General features: G+C 62.2%; 5 protein-coding genes and 1 pseudogene. 4 read left to right on the top strand and 2 right to left on the bottom strand.

The genetic code is table 11. From position 1 onward, the window contains the following. A pseudogene (locus BFP96_RS31550) lies at positions 1-437 on the bottom strand (undecaprenyl-diphosphate phosphatase); the annotation flags it as partial. A gap of 46 nt (positions 438-483) precedes the next feature. Here BFP96_RS31550 and BFP96_RS28150 point away from each other — a divergent pair. Continuing rightward, positions 484-1,122 carry a GNAT family N-acetyltransferase gene (locus BFP96_RS28150; protein WP_065894227.1) on the top strand — a complete coding sequence of 213 codons (639 nt, stop codon included), beginning with the start codon at positions 484-486 and terminating at the stop codon, positions 1,120-1,122. Positions 1,123-1,126: 4 nt separating this feature from the next. On the opposite strand, the gene BFP96_RS28145 is transcribed toward BFP96_RS28150, so the two are convergent. After that, positions 1,127-2,068, bottom strand: a complete 942-nt coding sequence (locus BFP96_RS28145; protein ID WP_065897161.1) for a GlxA family transcriptional regulator — start codon at positions 2,066-2,068, stop codon at positions 1,127-1,129. Between the two features lie 173 nt (positions 2,069-2,241). Between BFP96_RS28145 and BFP96_RS28140 the strand changes: the two genes are divergently transcribed. From BFP96_RS28140 to BFP96_RS28130, 3 genes are all read left to right on the top strand, one after another. Next, a complete protein-coding gene (locus BFP96_RS28140) occupies positions 2,242-2,871 on the top strand; it encodes a TetR/AcrR family transcriptional regulator (RefSeq protein ID WP_065894233.1) in 630 nt (209 codons plus the stop codon). Beyond that, positions 2,868-3,545, top strand: a complete 678-nt coding sequence (locus BFP96_RS28135) for a type 1 glutamine amidotransferase domain-containing protein (protein ID WP_065937433.1) — start codon at positions 2,868-2,870, stop codon at positions 3,543-3,545. The genes BFP96_RS28140 and BFP96_RS28135 overlap by 4 nt, the downstream gene beginning before the upstream one ends. A gap of 94 nt (positions 3,546-3,639) precedes the next feature. Next, the gene (locus BFP96_RS28130; RefSeq protein WP_065937432.1) at positions 3,640-4,767 is read left to right on the top strand and encodes an alkene reductase; all 1,128 of its coding nucleotides are present in this window, start codon (positions 3,640-3,642) and stop codon (positions 4,765-4,767) included. Positions 4,768-5,046: the final 279 nt, after the last annotated feature.

Raw genomic sequence — 5,046 nt, 5'->3', positions numbered from 1 at the left:
AACACCGCCATTACCACACAGGCAATCCCGATCACCATCAGCCCGCGCAGTGGCGAGTTGCAGCTATTCAAGGTCGAGGACAGCGCCAGGCCGGCAATGCAGATCGGGATCGTCGCCAGCACAATCGCCACTGCCAGCTTGAACCAGCGGTCGTTGTAGTCACCCCGGCGTACGGCACTGATGCTGCCGGTGGTCACTTGCTGCACATCGCGCCAGAAATAGCTCACCACCGCCGCCAGCGCCGCCAACTGCATCGCTGCGGAAAACGCCGAGCCCGGGTCTTGCCAGCCGAGCAGGGCGGGTACTACGCGCATATGGGCGGTGGACGACACCGGCAGCAGCTCGGTAATGCCCTGGATCACCCCCAGGATGAAAATCTGCAGGTAATCCAGGGAGGCGAACCCCACATCCAGGCCGGCGGAGCAGACGTTAGTCAAAATACAAGTCCTTGAAAAAAGGGATAACCGGCGAAGTTTATTCTAAATGTTTCAGGATTTCGGCCTGGGCGGTCGCTATCTGCAATCGGTTCAGCCAATAGAAAGGTTGGGCAATGTATTGGCGCTGGCCAGCGCTTTTGTGAACAATGGCGCCCTGCGTTTTTTCACTGAGAGCCCCATGCCTGAAACCACCGTTGAATTGATCCAGACCGGCCCTGAACACGCCGAGCTGATCCGCAATCTCTACCAGTACTACGCCTATGAGTCTTCGGACTGGGAGCAGGAAGACGTCGAGGCCGATGGCCGTTTCTACATCCACGACGAGCACCTGACCCGCTATTGGCAAGACCCGCAGTGGAGCGCCAATCTGTTACTGGTGGACGGTTATATCGCCGGCTTCCTGCTGATCGAAGGCAGCGAATTGCCGGGCATCGACGCCCTGGAACTGGCCGACCTGTTCATCCTCAAGCGCTACCGCCGCAAAGGCATCGGCCGCGCCATCGCCACCCAGGTGCTGTGCAGCGGCGAGGACAATTGGCTGGTGCGTTTTTTTGATCAGGACGAAGTGTCCCAGGCGTTCTGGCGCACGGTGCTGGATAACTTGCCGCGTCCGGTGCAGACCCTGGAGCTGGACGATGAGCCGCACCTGATGAGCTACCTGATTACCCACGCTTCACTGCATTGATCGATTATTGGCCCCGCCCGCAGAGCATCTGCTGCATCGCCTGCGGCGGTTGCCCGAACGCCCTGAGAAACGCCTGGCGCATGCGCTCGCGATCACCGAACCCGGTTTCGCGGGCCACGACTTCAACCGGGTGGCGACTGGTTTCCATCATGGCCCGTGCCGCTTCCACGCGCAGCGCTTCGATGGCCTTGGCCGGCGTCTGCCCGGTTTCTTCGCGAAACACCCGGCTGAACTGGCGCGGGCTGAGGCGGGCGACCTCGGCCAGGGCGTCCACCGATAGGTCGTGGGTGAGGTTTTCCCGGGCGTAGGCCAGGGCCAGTTGTACGCGGTCGGACTTGGGGTCCAGTTCGAGCAGGGCTGACAGTTGCGATTGTTCACTGCCGCGCCGCTGCGCGATCACCAACTTGCGGGCGATGCGTCGGGCCAGGTCACTGCCCAGGTCGTTCTCCACCATCGCCAGTGCCAGGTCGACCCCGGCGCTCATGCCGGCGCCGGTCCAAACCTGGCCGTCCACCACGAATAACTTGTCGTCTTCCAGGCGAATGTGCGGGTAGCGCTTGCGAAACGCTGGCGCGTGGATCCAGTGGGTGGTGGTGCGCTTGCCGTCGAGCAAACCCGCTTCGGCCAGCACGAAAATGCCCATGCACAGCGAGGCCACGCGGCGCGATTGCGCAGAAGCCGCCTTGACCATCTCCAGCAGATTGGCTTCCGGCAGGCGAAACTCCAGGTAGCCGCTGACGATCAGCGTGTCATAGCCCTCGGGACGAATCGCCGTGGTGTTTACCGAAAACCCCTGGGACGTCATGACGGCGCCGCCGCTTTCCGACACCAGATGAAAGGCATAGGCCGGCTCGCCTCGCAGCAGGTTGGCGCACTCGAACACCGAGCCCAGGCTGAGGCTCAGGGACTGGAAGTTCGGGTAAACCATCAGCGCAACGCTGTGCATCGTTATTCTCCAAGGGGCGCGGGAGGGAGGATTGTCGCCGCGTACCGGATAAACGGCAACTGCCGGTGGCGAATGTCCGGAATCCTTGCGGATATGACATTGTGAGCCTGCGCCCCGGTCCCTAACATTGCCCCAACGAACTAGACGACTGGTCTAATCGCAAGGGGCCAAGCATGCATAGCCAAACCAGAAGCGCACGGCAGACCATTCTTGACAGTGCACAAGCGATTGTCGGCGCCAAGGGATTTTCTGCGGTGGGGTTGAACGAAATCCTGCAAGCCGCCGAGGTGCCCAAGGGCTCGTTTTATCACTACTTCACCTCCAAGGACGCGTTCGGGGTGGTGCTGCTCGATACCTACTTCGATCACTACATCGAGGGCATGCAGCAGCTGTTCAGCCAGCCGGGCGTGTCCCACTACGCCAGGCTGATGCGCTACTGGCAGGGCTGGATCGACAACCACACCGGCTGCACCGACGCCGGCAAATGCCTTGCCGTCAAACTCGGCGCCGAGGTGTCAGACCTTTCAGAGCCGATGCGCCTGGCATTGCAGCGCGGCACGTCACGCACCATCGAGTTGCTCGCCATGGCGCTGCGGCACGGCGAGCAAGACGGCTCGCTGATGCTTGAGCAACCTGCCGAAAGCCTGGCCCGACGCCTGTATGCGTTGTGGCTGGGGACCAGCGTCATGGGCAAGATCACCCGTACCACCGCGCCGTTCGATGAGGCGCTGGGCCTGACCCGACAGTTGTTGGGCCACCCCGAAAACCCTGCTATTCACCACGATCGAGGCACTGGAAAATGAAAGTATTAATGGTACTGACCTCTCACGACCAGCTGGGCGATACCGGCCGCAAGACCGGCTTCTGGCTCGAAGAGTTTGCCGCTCCCTATTACGCGTTCAAGGACGCCGGCGCCGAGGTGGTGCTGGCATCGCCTGCCGGTGGCCAGCCGCCGCTGGACCCGGTCAGCGATCAGCCCGATGCGCAGACCGAACAGACTCACCGCTTCAACGCCGACCCTGCCGCGCAGCAGGCCCTTGCCACTACGGTGAAATTGGACGCGGTCAACGCCGATGACTTCGACACCGTTTTCTACCCAGGAGGCCACGGCCCGCTGTGGGACCTGGCCGAGTCGCCGGTGTCCATCGCGCTGATCGAGTCGTTCGAGCGTGCCGGCAAGCCTGTCGGGTTGGTCTGCCACGCACCGGGCGCCTTGCGTCACGTCAAGGCGGTCAACGGCGAGCCCTTGGTCAAGGGCCGTCGCGTCACGGGGTTCTCCAACTCGGAAGAAGCCGCCGTGGGCCTGACTGACGTCGTGCCGTTCCTGGTGGAAGATGAATTCAAGAAACTGGGCGGCAAGTACGAGAAGGGCGCCGATTGGCAGTCGTTCGTGATTGTCGATGGTCTGCTGGTGACGGGGCAGAACCCCGGCAGCTCCAGTGAAGTGGCCGAGGCCCTGTTGAACCTCACCGCTTAACTTAACCCCACCGACTTAACCCCACCGATAGATGCATGTGGCGGCTCGCAAGAGTCGCCAGTGTTTTCGCTCGTCCTGAATTTGGAATATCCCCATGGCTCATCCGTTGAACACCCCCGTAAAACTGGGGCATCACACCCTGAACAACCGCATCGTGCTGCCGCCCCTGACCCGCCAGCGCAGCGCACAACCGGGCGATATCGCCACCGACTTGATGGCCACGTACTACCGTCAACGCGCCAGCGCCGGTTTCATGGTCAGCGAGGGCACCCAGATCGAGCCTCGCGGCCAGGGTTACGCGTGGACGCCGGGGATCTACACGCCGGCGCAGATCGACGGCTGGCGCAAGGTCACCGAGGCGGTGCATGCCGAGGGCGGCGTGATCTTCGCCCAGCTGTGGCATGTGGGCCGTGTGTCCCACAATGCCTTGCAACCCGACGGCGCCGCACCGGTCGCCCCCTCGGCCATCCAGGCCCTGCAGGCCAAGGCCTTTATCGAAACGGCGCCCGGTGCCGGTGAGCTCAAACAACCGCCGGTCCCCCGCGCCCTGACGGTGCTGGAGATCGAGGAACTGGTCGGCCACTACGCACAGGCGGCGCGCAATGCCCTGGACGCCGGCTTCGATGGAGTGGAGATTCATTCGGCTAACGGTTACCTGGTCAACCAGTTCATCTCGGCCCATTCCAACCAGCGCGATGATGAATACGGTGGCACGCTGGACAATCGCCTGCGCTTTTTGCGCGAAATCGTCGAAGCCGTGTGCCGCGTAGTCGGCCCTGAGCGCGTCGGCGTGCGTTTTTCGCCGTTGTTCAGTGGCACCGATCAGGAGCGTGTCTACATCGGCCTGGTGGAAGAAGACCCGCACCACACCTATATCGAAGCGATCAAGGTGCTGGAGCAGTCGGGTATCGCCTATGTCTCCATCGCCGAAGCCGACTGGGACAATGCTCCCGACCTGCCGGACAGCTTCCGCCAGGCCGTGCGCAGCACCTTCAGTGGATGCATCATTTATGCCGGCCGCTACACCGCCGAACGTGGCGCAACACTGGTGGACGCCGGGCTGGCGGACCTGATTGCATTCGGCCGGCCGTTCATTGCCAACCCGGACCTGCCGCAGCGGATCTTCAATGGCTGGCCGTTGAATGCGTTGAAGGCTGAGGGGTTGTATGGCGGGACCGAGGCCGGGTATGTGGATTATCCGGAATATGTTCAACCAGGCTGAGTTCGACAGCTACCCTGTGGCGAGTCGGGGAGGGCTGCGCCCTCCAGCGGGCATAGGTATCTACACAATTTTGGTGCGACACTGCACCTGTGGCGAGGGAGCTAACGCGTATCTACCTGACGCTCCGAGATCCAAATGTGGGAGGGGGCTTGCCCCCGATGACGGCCTCAGGGCCAGCCAGTATCTTGGATCAGACCGAGTACATATCCGTTTCTGCGGTAACGGCCACTTAGGGTTCCGCCCTGACGGCGGCTCACTTTTGAAAAGCGCAAAAGTAAG

This window comes from Pseudomonas sp. 34 E 7 (assembly GCF_900005715.1).
GTDB lineage: Bacteria > Pseudomonadota > Gammaproteobacteria > Pseudomonadales > Pseudomonadaceae > Aquipseudomonas > Aquipseudomonas orientalis_A.
The sequence above is the reverse complement of the archived record's forward strand: the minus strand, read 5'-3'. Positions and strand labels throughout refer to the sequence as shown.